Annotated in this window: 15 protein-coding genes and 1 pseudogene; 3 read left to right on the top strand and 13 right to left on the bottom strand. The window is 65.5% G+C overall.

Annotated features, from left to right (window positions below; translation table 11 throughout):
• Positions 1-69: 69 nt before the first annotated feature.
• The gene (locus tag CAF70_RS16895) at positions 70-363 is read right to left on the bottom strand and encodes a hypothetical protein (protein WP_025337571.1); all 294 of its coding nucleotides are present in this window, start codon (positions 361-363) and stop codon (positions 70-72) included.
• A gap of 77 nt (positions 364-440) precedes the next feature.
• Here CAF70_RS16895 and pbpC point away from each other — a divergent pair, with 77 nt between their 5' ends.
• The gene (gene pbpC / locus CAF70_RS16890) at positions 441-2,795 is read left to right on the top strand and encodes a peptidoglycan glycosyltransferase PbpC (RefSeq protein ID WP_085626088.1); all 2,355 of its coding nucleotides are present in this window, start codon (positions 441-443) and stop codon (positions 2,793-2,795) included.
• 31 nt (positions 2,796-2,826) lie between these two features.
• Here pbpC and CAF70_RS16885 read toward each other — a convergent pair whose 3' ends face one another.
• From CAF70_RS16885 to CAF70_RS16845, 8 genes are all read right to left on the bottom strand, one after another.
• Positions 2,827-3,603: a response regulator transcription factor gene (locus CAF70_RS16885; protein ID WP_085626087.1), complete on the bottom strand. Its 777-nt coding sequence runs from the start codon at positions 3,601-3,603 to the stop codon at positions 2,827-2,829.
• Positions 3,604-3,723: 120 nt separating this feature from the next.
• Positions 3,724-4,194: a prepilin peptidase gene (locus tag CAF70_RS16880; RefSeq protein WP_085626086.1), complete on the bottom strand. Its 471-nt coding sequence runs from the start codon at positions 4,192-4,194 to the stop codon at positions 3,724-3,726.
• A 280-nt stretch (positions 4,195-4,474) separates the two neighbouring features.
• Positions 4,475-5,044, bottom strand: a complete 570-nt coding sequence (locus CAF70_RS16870) for a DUF4136 domain-containing protein (RefSeq protein ID WP_085626085.1) — start codon at positions 5,042-5,044, stop codon at positions 4,475-4,477.
• A 19-nt stretch (positions 5,045-5,063) separates the two neighbouring features.
• The gene (locus CAF70_RS16865) at positions 5,064-5,699 is read right to left on the bottom strand and encodes a DUF4136 domain-containing protein (protein WP_085626084.1); all 636 of its coding nucleotides are present in this window, start codon (positions 5,697-5,699) and stop codon (positions 5,064-5,066) included.
• A gap of 21 nt (positions 5,700-5,720) precedes the next feature.
• A complete protein-coding gene (locus CAF70_RS16860; protein ID WP_085626083.1) occupies positions 5,721-6,470 on the bottom strand; it encodes a methyltransferase domain-containing protein in 750 nt (249 codons plus the stop codon).
• Entirely contained in the window at positions 6,467-6,772 is a 306-nt protein-coding gene (locus tag CAF70_RS16855) for a MazG-like family protein (RefSeq protein WP_085626082.1), read from the bottom strand. The genes CAF70_RS16860 and CAF70_RS16855 overlap by 4 nt, the downstream gene beginning before the upstream one ends.
• A 190-nt stretch (positions 6,773-6,962) precedes the next feature.
• Positions 6,963-7,814, bottom strand: a complete 852-nt coding sequence (locus CAF70_RS16850; RefSeq protein ID WP_085626081.1) for a MaoC/PaaZ C-terminal domain-containing protein — start codon at positions 7,812-7,814, stop codon at positions 6,963-6,965.
• A gap of 2 nt (positions 7,815-7,816) precedes the next feature.
• Complete coding sequence (locus tag CAF70_RS16845; RefSeq protein ID WP_085626080.1) at positions 7,817-9,169, bottom strand: 3-oxoacyl-ACP reductase; 1,353 nt, start codon at positions 9,167-9,169, stop codon at positions 7,817-7,819.
• A gap of 117 nt (positions 9,170-9,286) precedes the next feature.
• On the opposite strand from CAF70_RS16845, the gene CAF70_RS16840 reads away from it, so the two are divergent.
• Entirely contained in the window at positions 9,287-10,564 is a 1,278-nt protein-coding gene (locus CAF70_RS16840) for an acetyl-CoA C-acetyltransferase (protein ID WP_085626079.1), read from the top strand.
• Between the two features lie 181 nt (positions 10,565-10,745).
• The gene (locus CAF70_RS16835; protein ID WP_085626078.1) at positions 10,746-11,525 is read left to right on the top strand and encodes a helix-turn-helix transcriptional regulator; all 780 of its coding nucleotides are present in this window, start codon (positions 10,746-10,748) and stop codon (positions 11,523-11,525) included.
• A gap of 124 nt (positions 11,526-11,649) precedes the next feature.
• On the opposite strand, the gene CAF70_RS28190 is transcribed toward CAF70_RS16835, so the two are convergent.
• The 4 genes and pseudogenes from CAF70_RS28190 to CAF70_RS16820 form a co-directional block, all read right to left on the bottom strand.
• Entirely contained in the window at positions 11,650-12,378 is a 729-nt protein-coding gene (locus CAF70_RS28190; RefSeq protein WP_370290390.1) for a methyl-accepting chemotaxis protein, read from the bottom strand.
• A 129-nt stretch (positions 12,379-12,507) separates the two neighbouring features.
• A pseudogene (locus CAF70_RS28185) lies at positions 12,508-13,395 on the bottom strand (sensor histidine kinase); the annotation flags it as partial.
• A 366-nt stretch (positions 13,396-13,761) separates the two neighbouring features.
• Positions 13,762-14,172 carry a Cu(I)-responsive transcriptional regulator gene (gene cueR / locus CAF70_RS16825; RefSeq protein WP_085626076.1) on the bottom strand — a complete coding sequence of 137 codons (411 nt, stop codon included), beginning with the start codon at positions 14,170-14,172 and terminating at the stop codon, positions 13,762-13,764.
• Positions 14,169-16,568: a heavy metal translocating P-type ATPase gene (locus CAF70_RS16820; RefSeq protein ID WP_085626075.1), complete on the bottom strand. Its 2,400-nt coding sequence runs from the start codon at positions 16,566-16,568 to the stop codon at positions 14,169-14,171. The genes cueR and CAF70_RS16820 overlap by 4 nt, the downstream gene beginning before the upstream one ends.
• Positions 16,569-16,583: the final 15 nt, after the last annotated feature.

Genomic DNA, 16,583 nt, shown 5'->3' with positions numbered 1-16,583 from the left:
GAGGTCGATGCGGTCGAGGTGGGAGCTGGCTTGCCGGCGATTGGGCCGCAGCGCGGCCCCCGGCATAGTTCAGTGAATCACCCAGCTCATCACCCACAACCCCAGCAGCAGCCAGATGATCCCGAGGATGATCGAGGCGCGCATGAATGCGCGGATTGCCGAGTACAGCAGCACCAGGCCGATGATCAGGGCGAGGATGCTGAGCAGCGAGGTCTCCATGCCCAAGGTGCGCGCCAGGCCATCGATGAAATTGCCACCGGCACTGGCCAGCAGGTTGAACAGCCCGCTCAATGCGTCGACGATGAAGCGGATCAACGACCCCAGCGCCTGGCCCAGCCACTCGAAAAAACCTTCTACATGCATAGTTGCTTCCTGATGAACGAATCGGCGATTTTGCCGTTCCCAAGCCTTTGGCCATCACCTGGCCAGGTCGGTTCCCGATGCCAAGCTTAACGCGGCCGCGTACCCGTGCGGGCAGGTTGCTGCGCGCCACGGTGATCGGCATGCTGGTGCTGTTCGGCCTGTTGTGGCTGGCCGACCGTCTCTGGCCGCTGCCCATGCCCGGCGACGACCTGGCCCGGGTAGTCCTGGCCGAGGATGGCACACCGTTGTGGCGTTTCGCCGATGCCGATGGCGTGTGGCGCTACCCCGTCAGCCCCGACGAAGTTTCGCCGCTGTACCTGCAGGCGCTGCTCACCTATGAGGACCGCTGGTTCTACAGCCACCCCGGGGTCAATCCGTTGGCCCTGGCCCGCGCTGCCTGGCTGAACCTGCGTGGCGGGCGCGTAGTGTCGGGTGGCAGCACGCTGTCGATGCAGGTCGCGCGCCTGCTCGACCCGCATGAGCGCACCCTGGCCGGCAAACTGCGCCAGCTGTGGCGCACGGCGCAGCTGGAATGGCATCTGTCCAAGCGCGAAATCCTGCAGATCTACCTGGACCGCGCGCCCTTCGGCGGTACCCTGCAGGGCGTGGCGGCCGCCAGCTGGGCCTACCTGGGCAAGTCGCCCATGCACCTCACCCCGGCCGAAGCGGCGCTGCTGGCAGTGCTGCCCCAGGCGCCCAGCCGCCTGCGCCCGGACCGTCACCCCGAACGTGCCCAGCGTGCCCGGGACAAGGTGCTGCAACGCCTGGCCGAATACCAGGTGTGGCCGACCCGGCAAATCCGTGAAGCTGGCGAAGAACCGCTGGTGCTGGCGCCACGTCAGGAGCCGGCCCTGGCGCCGCTGCTGGCCCGGCGGCTGAACAGTGCCGGCAGCCCGCCGCTGATCCGCACCACACTCGACGCCGCGTTGCAGCGACGTCTGGAAGACCTGCTGCTGGGCTGGCGCGCGCGGCTGCCGGAGCGCACTTCCGCCGCCATTCTGGTGGTCGATGCGCAAACCATGGCGGTGCGTGCCTACCTGGGCTCGATCGATCTGGCCGACGAGCGCCGCTTCGGGCATGTCGACATGGTGCGTTCATTGCGCTCGCCGGGGTCCACGCTCAAGCCGTTCCTCTACGGCATGGCGCTGGATGACGGCCTGATCCATTCCGAGTCGCTGCTGCAGGATGTGCCGCGACGTTATGGTGACTACCGCCCCGGCAACTTCTCCATGGGTTTCAGCGGGCCGGTATCGGCCAGTTCGGCGCTGGCGCTATCGCTTAACCTGCCGGCGGTGCAGCTGCTGGAGGCCTATGGCCCGAAACGCTTTGCCGCGCAACTGCGCATGGCGGGCATGCCGCTGATACTGCCGCCGCTGGCCGAGCCCAACCTGTCGTTGATCCTGGGTGGGGCGGGCAGTCGCCTGGAGGACCTGGTGGGTGGCTACGCTGCGCTGGCGCGGGGTGGCAACAGTGCGCGGGTGCGCCTGCAACCGCAGGACCCGTTGCTGGAACGGCGCCTGCTGTCACCGGGGGCGGCGTGGATCATCCGGCGCATTCTGAGCGGCCAGGCGCGCCCCGACCGGGACCCGCATGCCGAGCTGGTGCAACGCCCGCAACTGGCCTGGAAAACCGGCACCAGCTATGGCTTTCGCGATGCCTGGTCGATCGGCGTGGGGCCGCGCTACCTGATCGGTGTATGGATCGGCCGCCCCGACGGCACACCGGTGCCCGGACAATTCGGGCTGGCTTCGGCAGCGCCGCTGATGCTGCAGGTGCACGACCTGTTGAGCAACCGTGACAGCCAGCGTGGCATCAGCGTGCCGGTGGAGCGGGTGCCGGCAAATGTCGGTGTGGCGGCGATTTGTTGGCCGCTGGGCCAGCCGATGAACAAGCAGGACCCCAACTGCCGGCGTCAGCGTTTCGCCTGGACCCTGGACGGCACCACACCGCCAACCCTGCAAGCCGCCGATCAGCCACTTGGCCTGGGGCTACGTGAAAGCGTGTGGGTCAACGACCAGGGGCTGCGTGTCGATGGCAGTTGCCCGGGCGCCACGGCCCGCGACATCGCCCTCTGGCCGGCCCCGCTGGAGCCTTGGCTACCACGCGCCGAGCGGCGTGCGGCGCGCCTGCCGGCCATCGACCCGGCCTGCCCGCCGCAGTTGCCGGCCAGCGCGCCACCGCTGTCGATCGTGGGTGTGCGTCCGGGGGACAACCTGCGCCGCCCGGCTACCAGCAGCGAGGCGTTGCAAGTGCATGTGTCGGCGCTGGGCGGTGGAGGGCGGCGCTGGTGGTTCCTCAATGGCCATCCCTTGGGCGAAACCCAAGGGCAAGACAGCCTGCTGGTGCGCTTGCCACAGGTTGGGCAGGCCGAAATCAGCGCGCTGGATGAAAGTGGCGAGACGGCGCGCGTGGCGTTCCAGGTCAGTGAGTAGCGTTTAAAAAAGCCGTGTGCCTAACGGTCACTCAATGGGTGATAAACCGCTGATGCACCTGCGACGAACTGGGTGTCAGTGCCAGTGCCAGCTGGGTGCGGTTGTGCATGTGGGTCAGGCGCAGCACCTGCGACACATACAGCTTCACGGTATTCTCGGTAATGCCCAACTCACAGGCGATCTGGTAGTTGGTCTTGCCCTTGCCCACCAGGCGCGCTACTTCCAGCTGGCGTGGCGACAGCTTCTCGAACGTTGCTGGTAGCTCACTTTCACTTTCTTCCACATCTGTTGCACGCCGATGAGTACCTTGGCCGCGGGCTTTTTCCAGATCCTGGTAAAGCTCGTCAATCGAGTCGGCCAGCTCCTGCAGGCGCTGGTTCAATCCGCCGAGGTCGCGGAAGTTGCGCTGGCGTTCCAGCAAAGCCTCTTCCTGCCGGCGTATGCCTTCGAGCAGTTCATCGAAGTCCACTGGCTTCTGGTAGTAGTCGGCAAAGCCTTCACGTAGCGCGCGGATCACATCCTGCTTCTCGGCATGCCCAGTCAACATGATGGCTTCGAACATGCGCTGGTTACCGTGGATCCCCTTCAAGGCGCGCACCAGCTCGATGCCATCACGCTCCGGCATGTGCAGATCACAGATAAGCAGGCCGATGGCCGGGTCTGCCGCATAGCGCGCGATGGCTTCGTCGGTGGAATGGGCGGGTACGCAGGCATAGCCCTTGGTTTCGAGGAATTCACACAGTTGTTCGACAATGACCGGTTGGTCATCCACCACTAGCACTTTCAATTCACTCACTGGTCTGGACACGTTTCACTCCCTGTTCTTATACGGCCCTGCTCCCGGGGCCAGACGCTCTGGCAGCTTAAAAATAGCTGCATCAGGCGAATATGTACAAGATTTGTACAAGGCGACGGAGGTCCGTCTAGCTCATTGGACCCATACCGCTGTCAGAAGAAAGCCGCTCAGCACATAGGGGACGAACGCCTGCTTGTCGCCCATTTCCTCGGTCAGGGCCTGCAAACGCTTTTTCACCTTGGGGTTGAGCAAGGTCCATAGGCGCCGGCGGGTGAGCAGCCACAGCAGCACGCTGACACCGGCACCGATGAAGGTGCCAAGCACGTATTGCGGGCTGGTGGCCAGTGCCAGTGCGCCCATCAGCTTGACGTCGTCGGCGCCGAAACGGCCGAGCATGTAACCGGGAAGGGTCAGCAGCATGACGATGGCCAGCGCCCAGCCGGCATCGCTGGCATCGGCGCCGATCCAGCTGTGGCCGGTGGCGAACAGCCAGGCCAGGGCGCAGGTAGCCACGCCAAGGGTGAGCATGTTGGATATCTGGCGTTGACGCACATCCTGTTCGGTGCACAAGGCAAGCCACAGCAGGAGAACAATGCTTTGCATTGGCAGGTCGCCCTTCCCAAATGTTGAACACATCTACCCGGTCAGTCAGGTTTCCTTAAGTGAAGATAGACGGGAACCTGCGGGGGAGTGGAGCGGGAGAGGGAAAAAGGCGTGGCCGGGATGGATTTTGTCGCTGTTGAAGCAGGCCTCGCAGGTGACACTTGTGGGAGCGGGTTCACCCGCGAACACCGGCAAAGCCGGTGCCATGCACCGCGTTGTTTTCTTCGCGGGTAAACCCGCTCCCACAGGGGCTGCGGCGCCTGCATAACCGCGCTCGGTGTTACTTCCTGCTCCCCGGCGGGTAGTTGGCCAGCACCTTGGTCACGGTGTTCTGGATCGCGCTGTTGCGTTCCTCGGGGCTTGGCGGGTAGTTGTTCATGATCTGTTCGGCACTGCCGCGCCACACCAGCTTGCCGTCACGCCCGTCGAACAGGTCGATCTGGATGGTGGCGACTTTGTAGTCGACGCTGCGGGTTTCGTTGTACATAGGGCCACCCCAGTAACCGCCCCAGTAGCCCCCCCAGCCACCGCCGTAGTTGGTGGTGATCTGCTGCTGGCGCTGCTCGACGATCAGGTATGCGCGCACTCCAAGGTCCGGCCGCGCACCACCTTGTACCGGGCGCAGGCCACGCTGGTCGAGCTGGTCGGCGACCGCTTGGCGAATGCGCTGCTCGGTCAGGTCGCTCTTGATTCGCGGGTCATCCGGGCGGTACTGCAGGCCTGGCTCCTGCCATGCCCAGCTGCGGTAGGCGGCAAAATCACGGCTGGCATCGAAATCCTGCTGGACGTTATTGCTGGAGCAGGCTGCGACCAATAGTACGAATGACAGTAGAACGAGACGGCGCAACATGATGGTTCTCCGTTGGATATCAACTGGGAGGATAGCCGCTAAGCGCCTTGTGCACGGAATCGCGCAAGGCACTTTCGCGTTCGCGCGGCGAGTCCTTGTCGCTGCCGGATTCGGCGCTGGCACTCCATACCGGCTGGCCGCTGCGGGCGTCGTACAGGTCGATACGCACCACCATCACCTGAACCTCGTAGGTGCGCACGATGGGCACGCTGGCATAGCCACCATAGCCATGGCGGTAGCCGCCATAGCCGATACCTCCATAGGGGTACGGGCCGTAATATGGGTCGTAGGCATCGTAGTCACGTACCTGGCGCAAGCGTTTTTCCAGGCGCATATCGGCGCTGACCAGCAAGTCGCCAGGGCCGCCCCGGGCGGGGCGCAGGCCATGCTGGTCGAGCGCGCCGCTGACGGCATCGGCCAGTTGCGCCGGGTCGGTATCGACCGAGCCGCTGGGCAACTGGCCATTGCGCCAGCTCCAGCTGCGGTAGTGTCCGTAATCACGGGCCGGTGCCGGGTAGGCACTGGCATCGAAGGTGCTGGCTGCCTGGGCCGGCGCCGGCGGTAACGGCCGGCTGCTGGCCACATACGGGTTGCTGCCCTGGCAGCCAGCCAGGGCAAGCGGCAGCAGGGCCAGGCACAACAGACGGTAGGGCATGTATTCCTCCCGGCGGGTGGATTAGCGAGGGCGGCAAACCCAGTGCAGGTAGCGACCGAGCCCGGCGAAACTGGGGTGGCGACGGTAGGCCAGTTCCATTTCCAGCAGGTCGAGCAGTTCGGCCTTGCCCTGGAATTCTTTGGGCATGTAGTCGTGGAACACCCGCACGCCACTTTCGCTTTCAACCTGCCACACAGGATCAAGTTGCGCCCTGAGTTCACGTGGATCAAGCGGTTTTTGTGGGGTCAGGCTCTGCTTTTCACCTTCCAGCCGGTTGCTGCGCAACTTGCGGAAATGGCCCTTCAGCAGGTTGCGGTAGACCAGCGCGTCGCGGTTGTAGAAGGCCAGCGACAACCACCCGGAGGGGGCCGTGAGCTGGTGCAGCACCGGCAGGATGCTTTCGGGCTCGGCCAGCCATTCGAGTACGGCGTGGCATAGCACCAGGTCGTAGGGTTCGGTCAGCTGGCCGAGCAGGTCTTGCCAGGGGGCCTGGATGAAGGTGGCCGGTTGGCCTGCTTCGGCGAAGCGCGCCCGTGCGCCGTCGAGCATTGGCGCGGCGGGTTCGGCCAAGGTCAGCTGGTGGCCGCGCTGGGCCAGCCACAAGGCCATGTGCCCCAACCCGGCACCGATGTCGAGGATACGCAGCGGTCGGTCGGGCAAGGCGTCGGCCAGGTCGGCCTGCAGCACGGCCAGGCGGATCGCGCCCTTGGCACCGCCGTAGATCTTCTCGGCAAAGCGGGTGGCCAGCTCATCGAAGTGACGGTCGTTCATCGGGCGAAGCGCCTCTCGCTGTCGGCCAGCTTGGCCCGCACCACCTGGTCCATATCCAGGCCCAGCTCGCTGCACAGCAGCAACAGGTACAGCACCACATCGCCGATTTCCTGGCCGGCATGGGCCAGCTTGTCGGCGGGCAGCTGGCGCGATTGGTCTTCGCTCAGCCACTGGAAGATTTCCACCAGCTCGGCCATTTCGACGCTGGCGGCCATGGCCAGGTTCTTCGGGCTGTGGAAGCTGCGCCAGTCGTTGTTGTCGCGGATCTGGTGCAGACGTTGGGTGAGTTCTTGCAGGTTCATCGGGGGTCTCCTAATGCTGCATAGCTTCCGCGCAGGCCCGATGCAAAGCAAGCGTATACCGCCAGGACAGGCATGGTCCCTGTAGGAGCGGCCTTGTGTCGCGATGGGGCGCGAAGCGGCCCCAGATTATCAGCTTCGCCGCTGGCATCGCCGGGGCCGCCATGCGGCCCATCGCGGCACAAGGCCGCTCCTACAGGGGGGCCCAGCGCCCGATCATATGCAACACCCCGCCATGCCCGTCCAGCCGCAGCTCCCCCGCAGCCCCCGCCTCACTGGCACCCAGCACCACCTCTGACGGCAACCGCACCGGTTTGCGGAAGTCCACCTCGAAGGCATAGCCACTGTGCGGCAGGTGTCCACGCAGTTGCGCCAGGGCCATGGCCTTGCTCCACATGCCATGGGCAATGGCCGTGGGGAAGCCGAACAGCCGCGCACTGGCGGCGCTGAGATGGATCGGGTTGTAATCCCCGCAAACCTTGGCATACCGCCGGCCGATGTCGCTGTCTGCGTACCAGCGGGTTGCCTCGGGCAGCGCTTGCGGTGCGTCCTCGGCAGGCTCACCGGCCTCGCTTTCCAGCTTCAGCCCGCGTACCAGCATACGGCTGGTTTCGCGCCACAGCAGGCCGATGCCGTCTTCGGCCTCGGTAACCAGGTCGAAGGTGCCACCCTTGGCATGCGCTTGCAGATTGGCCGCATACACCGCAAAGCGCAGCCCTTCGATACCGCCCAGTGGGCGCACCACTTCGATGCGGTTGTGCAGGTGCACCAGGCCGAGCAGCGGGAAGGGGAAGTCTGCGGCAGTCATCAACTGCAACTGCAACGTGAACGCCATGACATGGGGATAAGTACCCGGCAGGCGGCCATCGTCGGTGAAATGGCACAGCCGTCGATAGGCAGCCAGGTTGCCCTGCTGGACGCGGATGAAACAGCGCAGGCCGTCGTCCGGCAGTTGGTCGCCGCTGATGGTGCGCTTGCTGGCCGCGCGCAGGTACAGGCTGGCGCGCGAAGCCGGGCTGTGCAGGTCGTGCCAGTGTCGGCTCATGTTCAGGCCCCCATCAAGGCCTGGCCGCATACCCGCAGCACCTGGCCGTTGACTGCAGCGGAGCCCGGCTGGCTGAGCCAGGCGATGGCCTCGGCGACATCCTGCGGGCGGCCGCCCTGGCCCAGCGAACTCAAGCGTCGCCCGGCCTCGCGCAGGCCCATGGGCATGGCTGCGGTCATGTGGGTCTCGATGAAACCGGGGGCCACAGCATTAATGCTGCCGCCGCGCTCGGCGAGCCGCGGCGCCCACGCCTGGGCCAGGCCGATCAGCCCGGCCTTGCTCGCGGCATAGTTGGCCTGCCCGCGGTTGCCGGCGATGCCGCTGACCGAGGCCAGCAGCGTGACGCGCGCGTTTTCCCCCAGGGCGCCGTTGTCGTACAGCGCCTGGGTCAGCACCTGCGGTGCCTTGAGGTTGACCGCCAGCACTGCGTCCCAGTATTCCGGGGTCATGTTGGCCAGGGTCTTGTCGCGGGTGATGCCTGCGTTGTGCACCACGATATCGATGCCGTCGGGCAGGGCTGCGAGCAGTTGCGTTGCCGCGTTGCTGGCGCAGATGTCCAGGGCTAGCGCCTTGCCGCCCAGGCGTGCGGCCAGGGCGTCGAGGTCCTGGCTGGCTTGCGGCACGTCCAGCAGCAGTACGTCGGCACCGTCCCGCGCCAAGGTTTCGGCAATGGCGGCACCGATGCCGCGTGCGGCCCCGGTTACCAGGGCGCGGCGGCCAGCCAGCGGCCGGGTCCAGTCCTCGACCTGACTGGCGCAGGCTTGCAGGCGCAGCACCTGGCCGGAGATAAAGGCGCTCTTGGGCGAGAGGAAGAAGCGCAGGGCGCCTTCCAGCTGGTTTTCCGCGCCGGCGCCGACATACAGCAACTGCGCGGTCGCACCGTTGCGCAGTTCCTTGGCCAGCGAGCGGCTGAAGCCTTCCAGGGCACGTTGGGCAATGCTGGCCAACGGGTCGTCGAGGCTTTCTGGCGCGCGGCCCAGCAGCACAACATGGGCGCACGGCGCCAGGCTGCGCAGCAGTGGCTGGAAAAATTCGCGCAACTGCTTCAACGCGTCGCTGTCGGACAGGTGACTGGCATCGAATACCACGGCCTTGATCCTGGGGCCCAGGCCTGCCACCCACGCCTCGGCCTTGAGGTTGTCGGTATTGAAGCTGTAAAGGATGTCGGTCAGGCACGGGGCAATGGCTTCGACCTGGCTCGCCAGAGGCCCGCCACCCAGCACCAGGGCACCCTCGACCGGGCGCAGGCGGCCTGTCTGCCAGCGCTCCAGTGGCGCCGGGCGTGGCAGGCCAAGGGCATCCACAAGACGGCGGCCGAGGTTGGAGTTGGCAAAGCCGAGGTAGCGATCGCTCATGAGTGGTCTCCCGGAAGGCAAGCTTGAAAGTGTGGACCAACTTTGTGGCAAGGTCGTTCGAATGCGGTAAAAACACCTAGGCTGTACGGATCAAATTGTTTCAGGAGGAACAAGCGCATGCGTTTACTTCGCCGGGTCGCGATCCTGGGCGGCAACCGAATTCCCTTCGCCCGCTCCAATGGCGCCTACGCCACGGCCAGCAACCAGGCGATGCTTACCGTTGCCCTCGAAGGGCTGATCGAACGCTACCGCTTGCATGGGTTGCGCATGGGCGAAGTGGTGGCCGGTACGGTGCTCAAGCACCCGCGTGACATGAACCTGACCCGGGAGTGCGTGTTGGGCTCGCGCCTGTCGCCGCAAACGCCGGCCTATGACATCCAGCAAGCCTGCGGCACCGGGCTGGAGGCGGCGTTGCTGGTGGCCAACAAGATTGCCCTGGGGCAGATCGACTGCGGTATTGCCGGCGGCGTGGACACCACCTCCGATGCGCCGATTGCGGTCAATGAAGGCCTGCGCCACATTTTGCTGCAAGCCAACCGTGGCAAAAACCTGGGCGAGCGGCTCAAGCCATTCCTCAAGCTGCGCCCTCACCACCTGAAACCCGAATTGCCACGCAACGGCGAACCGCGCACCGGGTTGTCGATGGGTGAGCATTGCGAGCGCATGGCCCAGGCCTGGCGCATTGGCCGTGCCGAACAGGACGAACTGGCGTTGCTCAGCCACCAGGCGCTGGCTGCCGCGTACGCCGAAGGTTGGCAGGATGACCTGCTGACACCGTTTCTGTCGTTGACCCGTGATAACAACCTGCGCCCCGACCTGACCCTGGAGCAACTGGCCAGGCTCAAGCCGGCCTTTGATCGCAGCGGGCAGGGCACGTTGACGGCGGGCAACTCCACACCGCTGACCGATGGCGCTTCGCTGGTGTTGCTGGGCAGCGAGGAATGGGCCGAGCAGCAGGGGCTATCGGTGCTGGCCTATCTGGTTGATGGCGAAACCGCTGCAGTGGATTTCGTTACCGGTCGCGAAGGGCTTTTGATGGCGCCGGTGTATGCGGTGCCGCGGCTGCTGGCGCGCAATGGCCTGACGCTGCAGGACTTTGATTACTACGAGATTCACGAAGCCTTTGCCGCCCAGGTGCTGTGTACGCTCAAGGCCTGGGAAGATGGTGATTATTGCCGTGAGCGGTTGGGGCTGGATGCGCCGCTTGGGGCGATCGACCGCAGCAAACTCAACGTCAAGGGCAGTTCGCTGGCGGCCGGGCACCCGTTTGCCGCGACCGGCGGGCGGATATTGGCCAACCTGGCCAAGTTGCTGGCGAAGGCGGGGAAGGGACGGGGGCTGATTTCGATCTGTGCGGCGGGTGGGCAGGGGGTGACCGTTATCGTAGAGCGGTGAGCACCTGGAAAATTGCATTGCCTTCTTCGCGGGCTTGCCCGCTCCCACAGGTACAGCACAGCCTTCAGATGCAGTGATTAACCTGTGGGAGCGGGCAAGCCCGCGAAGAAGGCAGCACAGATGTCACAGCCATACCCGCCCAGCTGTTAGGCTTGTCTGCTCAGAACTACAAGAAACCGCCATGCCGACCATCGGACACCCTCGCGCCATCCCGGCGTTGGACCACCTGCCCAGGCCGCTCTATGCCCGTGCCGAAAGTCTCGGCGCCGGCTCCTGGACCACCCGCCACCAGCACGATTGGGTGCAGTTCTCCTACGCCATCAGCGGCGTCCTCGGGGTGTACACCCATGAAGGCAGCTACTTCGCCCCACCGCAGTGGGGCGTGTGGATACCAGCCGATGCCGAACACGAGGTGGTCACCTCGATGCAGGCCGAAATGCGCAGCCTCTACGTGCGCCGGGATGCCTGCCCGTGGGCACCGGAGCAATGCCGGGTACTGGAGGTGACCCCGCTTGCGCGCGAACTGATCAAGCAGTTCTGCCTGTTCCCGGCGGATTACCCGGAGGGTGACAGCGCCGAGGCGCGGCTGGTGGCGGTACTGCTCGACCAGTTGCGCACGCTGCCCGAGGTCGGCTTTTCGCTGCCACTGCCGCGGCACCCGGGGTTGCTGGCGCTGTGCAATGGCTTGATCGCGGCGCCGGACCAGCCGCAGACCCTGCAGCAGTGGGCGCGGGAGCTGGGGTGTTCGGAAAAGACGCTGATGCGGCTGTTCCAGCGAGAGACAGGTTTGAGTTTTCGCAACTGGCGACAGCGTATGCGGCTGTTGTCATCGCTGGCGTTGCTGGAGGCAGGGGAAAGTGTGACCGAGGCGGCGTTGGGGTGTGGGTATGACTCCACCTCGGCTTACATTGCGGCGTTCAAGCAATTGTTCGGTGCGACGCCGGGGGAATTGAGGCTTTAGTGATTGGTCGCCTGTGCCGGCCTCTTCGCGGGCGCGCTCGCTCCCAAAGGATCACCGCAGCTTTGCAAGCTGTGCGATACCTGTGGGAGCGGGCGTGCCCGCGAAGAGGCCGGCGCAGGCAACATCAGGTACGGAACCTGCGCACCAGTGCATCCAGCTCATTGGACAACCCGGCCAGGCTCTCCGAATCCACCCGGGCCGCCTGGGCCAGTTCCGCCACTAACTGCGCATCGCCATGAATCTGGCTGATATGACGGTTGATGTCCTCGGCCACCTGGTGCTGCTCTTCGGCCGCCGTGGCGATCTGGGTGTTCATGTCGCGGATCACATCCACCGACTCGCGAATCTGCCCGAAGCTGTCACGGGCCAGGCCGATACGGCTCACCGATTGCTGCGAAACCTCCAGGCTGGCGTGCATCTGTGCGGCCACTTCTGCGGTGCGGCTGGCCAGGTTGCCAAGCAGGCCGTCGATCTCGGCGGTGGAATCGGCAGTACGCTTGGCCAGCGCCCGCACTTCGTCGGCAACCACGGCGAAGCCACGGCCCTGCTCACCGGCACGGGCCGCTTCGATGGCAGCGTTGAGCGCCAGCAGGTTGGTCTGTTCGGCAATCGAGCGGATGGTGCCGAGGATCGACTGAATGGCGTTGCTGTCACGCTCCAGTTGCTGGATCGATTGCGCCGACTGCTCGATCTCCTGGCTCAGGCGGTCAACGCTATGGACCGCGGCATCGATCTGCTGCTGGCCTTCGCGTGCCTGTTGCTGGCCGCTGTCGGCCGACTGCGCCGCCTGGCTGCAGGAGCGTGCCACTTCGTTGGCGGTGGCGACCATTTCGTGGAAGGCGGTGGAGACCATGTCCACGGCTTCGCGCTGGCGGCCCGCGGCTTCGGCCATGTTGCTGGAAACCCGGGTCGAGCTGCTGGAGGTGCTGAGGATCTGGCTGGCAGCAGCACCGATGTGCTGGATCAGGCTGCGAATGGCACCGAGGAACTGGTTGAACCAGCTGGCCAGTTGCGCGGTTTCGTCGCGGCCACGGATTTCCAGGTTGCGGGTCAGGTCGCCCTCGCCCTGGGCGATATCTTCCAGGCCGCTGGTTACGCTGTTGATCGGGCGCACGATCAGCTTGGCGAAGGTGGCACCGACCACGGCGAACAGCGCAGCCAGCACCACTGCCACGATACCGATCAGCCAGGTCAGGCGGGTGGTGGTCTGCATCACTTCGCTATGTTCGATAAGGCCGATCAAGGTCCAGCCCAGCTGTTCGTCCGGGTAGATGTTGGCCATGTAGCGCACGCCATTCAGCTCCACTTCGGCCAGCCCCTTGCCGTGCCTGGCCAGCTCCGCGTATCCCTCGCCAAAGCTCGCCAGTTGCTTGAAGTTGTGCTTGGCATCACGGGGGTCGACCAGCACGTTGCCGTTGTTCTCCACCAGCAGCACGTAGCCGCTTTCGCCCAGCTTGATCTGCTGGACGATCTCGGTAAGGCCTTTGAGCGAGACGTCGACGTTGACCACACCGCCGGGGTTGCCCAGTTGGTTGGCCACGGTGCGCACGGTACTGACCAGCACGGCGTCGTCGGCAGCCCAGTAATAGGCGCCGGTACGCAAGGTCTTGCCAGGGTTGGCCATTGCCAATTGGTACCAGGGGCGGGTGCGCGGGTCGTAATTGACGAACTTCTGCCCGGCCGGCCAGCCAACGTAACCACCGTCATTCACCCCGTAGGACAGGTACGCATAGCTGGGATGCGTGGTGGCCAGCCGGGTCATGAACTCCAGCAGCTTGCTGGCCTGGTCGCCCAGTTCGTAGGACGGGGTAGCGCTCATGTACTTGTTCAGCTCGTTGCCTGTGGCGGCGACCATCGGCTGCGCAGCCATGTACTCGACGTTCTGGTTGATGCCCTGGAAGAAGATGTTCATCGCGTTGCTGACCTGGCGGATTTCCCGGCTGCTGCCGTCGAGGAATCCGTCGCGGGCTTCGCCACGCAGGTTGAGGACCACCAGGGTGGCCACGAGGACGATGGGCAAGCCGGCGATGACCGCGAATGCCCAGGTCAGTTTCTGTTTGATGCTCATCGACGCTCCCGGATTTTTGTTTTCGATACACGAGGCAGGTAACAATTGCATCGGCAGCGTCCGGGTTTAATGTAGGAAAACGCCCGTATTTATTGGATTAAGTCGCAGTTGGTGACTATTCGGTCGTATCTGGACGTATATGGCATACCAAAGGGCTTGCGGTGTGGCTCAGTGACAGCAGCCGCCCGCAGCGCCGTTGGCCAGGTCCTTGAGGATCGGGCAGTCCGGGCGCTCGTCCCCCTGGCAGTGCGAGACCAGTTCACCGAGGGTATCGCGCAGGCTCACCAGCTCTTCGATGCGGCGGTTCAGTTCATCGATGTGCTGCATGGCCAGCGCCTTCACATCGGCGCTGGCGCGCTGGCGGTCCTGCCACAAGGTCAGCAGCTTGCCGACCTCCTCAAGGGAAAAGCCCAGGTCGCGGGAGCGCTTGATGAACGCCAGGCTGTGCAAGTCTTCCGTCTGGTACAGGCGGTAGCCGCTGTCGCTGCGCGTGGCGGGCTTGAGCAGGCCGATGGACTCGTAGTAACGGATCATCTTGGTGCTGAGCCCGCTGCGGCGGGCGGCCTGGCCGATGTTCATGGGGCCTCCTGGGTGCTGCTGGTGGGTTTCCAGGCCTTGAGCCACAGCGCGTTGCTCACCACGCTGACGCTGGACAGGGCCATGGCGGCACCGGCCAGTACCGGGTTGAGATAACCCAGCGCGGCCAGCGGGATGCCGATCAGGTTATAGATGAACGCCCAGAACAGGTTCTGGCGGATCTTTGCATAGGTCTTGCGGCTGATCTCCAGAGCGGCCGGTACCAGGCGTGGGTCGCCGCGCATCAGGGTGATGCCGGCGGCCTGCATGGCCACATCGGTACCGCCACCCATGGCGATGCCGATATCGGCGGCGGCCAGCGCCGGCGCATCGTTGATGCCATCACCGACCATGGCGACCACGCCATCCTGCTTCAGTGCGGCCACGGTCGCGGCCTTGTCGGCCGGTAGTACTTCGGCATGCACATCGTCGATGCCCAGGGCGTCGGCCACCACTTTGGCGCTACCGCGGTTGTCGCCGGTCAGCAGGTGGCTGCTGATGTGTTGCGCGTGCAGGGTGTCGATCGCCTGCGCGGCGCCGGGCTTGAGGCTGTCACCAAAGGCGAACAGGCCCAGCACCCGCGGCTGTGCGCCGCGCTCGATCAGCCATGACAGGGTACGCCCCTCGGCTTCCCAGGCCTGGGCCTTGGCGGCCAGGTCGCCGGGTGGCAGGGCGCTTTCGTCGAGCAGGCGGCGGTTGCCCAGGGCCAACTCGCGGCCTTCCACCCGCCCGGCAATACCACGCCCGGTCAGCGACTGGCTGTCGGCAACGCCGGGCACGTCCAGGCCCTGTTCGGCACAGGCATCCAGTACCGCCTTGGCCAACGGGTGTTCGCTGCCGCGCTGCAGGGCGCCGGCCAGGCGGTGCAAGTCGGCGCTGCTGCCCACCTGCGCCTGGCTGTGGACAACGCGTGGGCTGCCGGAGGTGAGGGTGCCGGTCTTGTCGAACACCACGCGGTTGACCGCATGGGCGCGCTCCAGGGCTTCGGCGTCCTTGATCAGGATGCCATGGCGAGCGGCGACCCCGGTGCCGGCCATGATCGCTGCGGGGGTGGCCAGGCCGAGGGCGCAGGGGCAGGCGATGACCAGCACGGCGACGGCATTGATCAGCGCGGTTTCCAGCGGTGCGCCGGCCAGCCACCAGCCGACCAGGGTGATCAACGCCAGCACCAGCACGGCCGGGACGAATACCTGGCTGACCCGGTCGACCAGCTTCTGGATCGGTGCCTTGGCCGCCTGGGCGTCTTCCACCAGGCGGATGATGCGTGCCAGCACGGTTTCGGTACCCAGTGCCTGGGTACGTACCAGCAGCCGGCCTTCGCCGTTGATGGCGCCACCGGTGACGCTGTCCCCGGGCTGCTTGGGCACCGGCAGGCTCTCGCCGCTGATCAGGGCTTCGTCGGCATGGCTGCTGCCGTCTTCCACCACGCCATCGACCGGGAAGCGCTCGCCGGGTTTGACCAGTACCAGGTCGCCGAGGCGCAGTTGGGCGATGGCCACGTCTTCTTCCCGGCCATCGACCAGGCGCACGGCACGTTCCGGACGCAGGGCCTCGAGGGCTCGGATGGCGCTGGCAGTCTGGCGCTTGGCACGGCTTTCCAGGTACTTGCCCAGCAGCACCAGGGCAATCACCACGGCCGAGGCTTCGAAGTACAGGTGCGGGGCCATGCCGGCGGGGGCTTGCGCCCACTGGTACAGGCTCAGGCCGTAACCGGCGCTGGTGCCCAGGGCCACCAGCAGGTCCATGTTGCCGGTACCGGCGCGCACGGCCTTCCAGGCGGCCACGTAGAAACGCGCGCCGAGAATGAACTGCACCGGCGTGGCCAGCAGAAACTGCACCCACGCTGGCAACATCCAGTGCAGGCCGAACGGCTGCACTACCATTGGCACCACCAGCGGCAGGGCGAGCAGCAACGCTGCGCCAACCGCCAGACGTTCGTTACGCAGGCGGTGCTGGGCAGCGTTCTGGTCGTCTTTGGCGGTTTGCGGCAGGCTGGCGCTGTAGCCGGCCTTTTGCACGGCGTCGATCAGCAGGTTGTCGTCAAGGGCCACGAGCACTTCGAGGTGCGCGCGTTCGCTGGCCAGGTTGACGCTGACCTGCTCAACCCCCGGCAGCTTGCCGAGGGCGCGCTCTACGCGGCCGACGCAACTGGCGCAGGTCATGCCGCCAATCTGCAGTTCGACGGTGCGGGTGGGCACGCCGTAGCCGGCTTCGCGTACCGCGTCGACCAGGGCGGGCAGGCTGTTGGCCGGGGCCTGGACCCGGGCCTGTTCGGTGGCGAGGTTGACGCTGACCTGTTCAGCGCCGGTGACCTTGCGCAGGGCGCGCTCGACCCGGCCGGCACAGCTGGCACAGGTCATGCCGGAGATCGGAAGGTCGTATATGGTGGATGCGGGCATGGCTCTCCTCCTTGG

The organism is Pseudomonas sp. B19(2017) (assembly GCF_002113165.1).
Classification (GTDB): Bacteria; Pseudomonadota; Gammaproteobacteria; order Pseudomonadales; family Pseudomonadaceae; genus Aquipseudomonas.
The sequence above is the reverse complement of the archived record's forward strand: the minus strand, read 5'-3'. Positions and strand labels throughout refer to the sequence as shown.

What these genes read in the sequence shown, in the direction of transcription:
- CAF70_RS16865 (WP_085626084.1), bottom strand. Translation starts at nt 5,699, where the DNA reads ATGCCCTACCGTCTGTTGTGCCTGGCCCTGCTGCCGCTTGCCCTGGCT.
- CAF70_RS16820 (WP_085626075.1), bottom strand. Translation starts at nt 16,568, where the DNA reads ATGCCCGCATCCACCATATACGACCTTCCGATCTCCGGCATGACCTGT.
- CAF70_RS16870 (WP_085626085.1), bottom strand. Translation starts at nt 5,044, where the DNA reads ATGTTGCGCCGTCTCGTTCTACTGTCATTCGTACTATTGGTCGCAGCC.
- CAF70_RS16840 (WP_085626079.1), top strand. Translation starts at nt 9,287, where the DNA reads ATGCGTTTACTTCGCCGGGTCGCGATCCTGGGCGGCAACCGAATTCCC.
- CAF70_RS16850 (WP_085626081.1), bottom strand. Translation starts at nt 7,814, where the DNA reads ATGAGCCGACACTGGCACGACCTGCACAGCCCGGCTTCGCGCGCCAGC.
- CAF70_RS28190 (WP_370290390.1), bottom strand. Translation starts at nt 12,378, where the DNA reads ATGGTCTCCACCGCCTTCCACGAAATGGTCGCCACCGCCAACGAAGTG.
- pbpC (WP_085626088.1), top strand. Translation starts at nt 441, where the DNA reads ATGCCAAGCTTAACGCGGCCGCGTACCCGTGCGGGCAGGTTGCTGCGC.
- CAF70_RS16835 (WP_085626078.1), top strand. Translation starts at nt 10,746, where the DNA reads ATGCCGACCATCGGACACCCTCGCGCCATCCCGGCGTTGGACCACCTG.
- CAF70_RS16855 (WP_085626082.1), bottom strand. Translation starts at nt 6,772, where the DNA reads ATGAACCTGCAAGAACTCACCCAACGTCTGCACCAGATCCGCGACAAC.
- CAF70_RS16845 (WP_085626080.1), bottom strand. Translation starts at nt 9,169, where the DNA reads ATGAGCGATCGCTACCTCGGCTTTGCCAACTCCAACCTCGGCCGCCGT.
- CAF70_RS16860 (WP_085626083.1), bottom strand. Translation starts at nt 6,470, where the DNA reads ATGAACGACCGTCACTTCGATGAGCTGGCCACCCGCTTTGCCGAGAAG.
- cueR (WP_085626076.1), bottom strand. Translation starts at nt 14,172, where the DNA reads ATGAACATCGGCCAGGCCGCCCGCCGCAGCGGGCTCAGCACCAAGATG.
- CAF70_RS16895 (WP_025337571.1), bottom strand. Translation starts at nt 363, where the DNA reads ATGCATGTAGAAGGTTTTTTCGAGTGGCTGGGCCAGGCGCTGGGGTCG.
- CAF70_RS16880 (WP_085626086.1), bottom strand. Translation starts at nt 4,194, where the DNA reads ATGCAAAGCATTGTTCTCCTGCTGTGGCTTGCCTTGTGCACCGAACAG.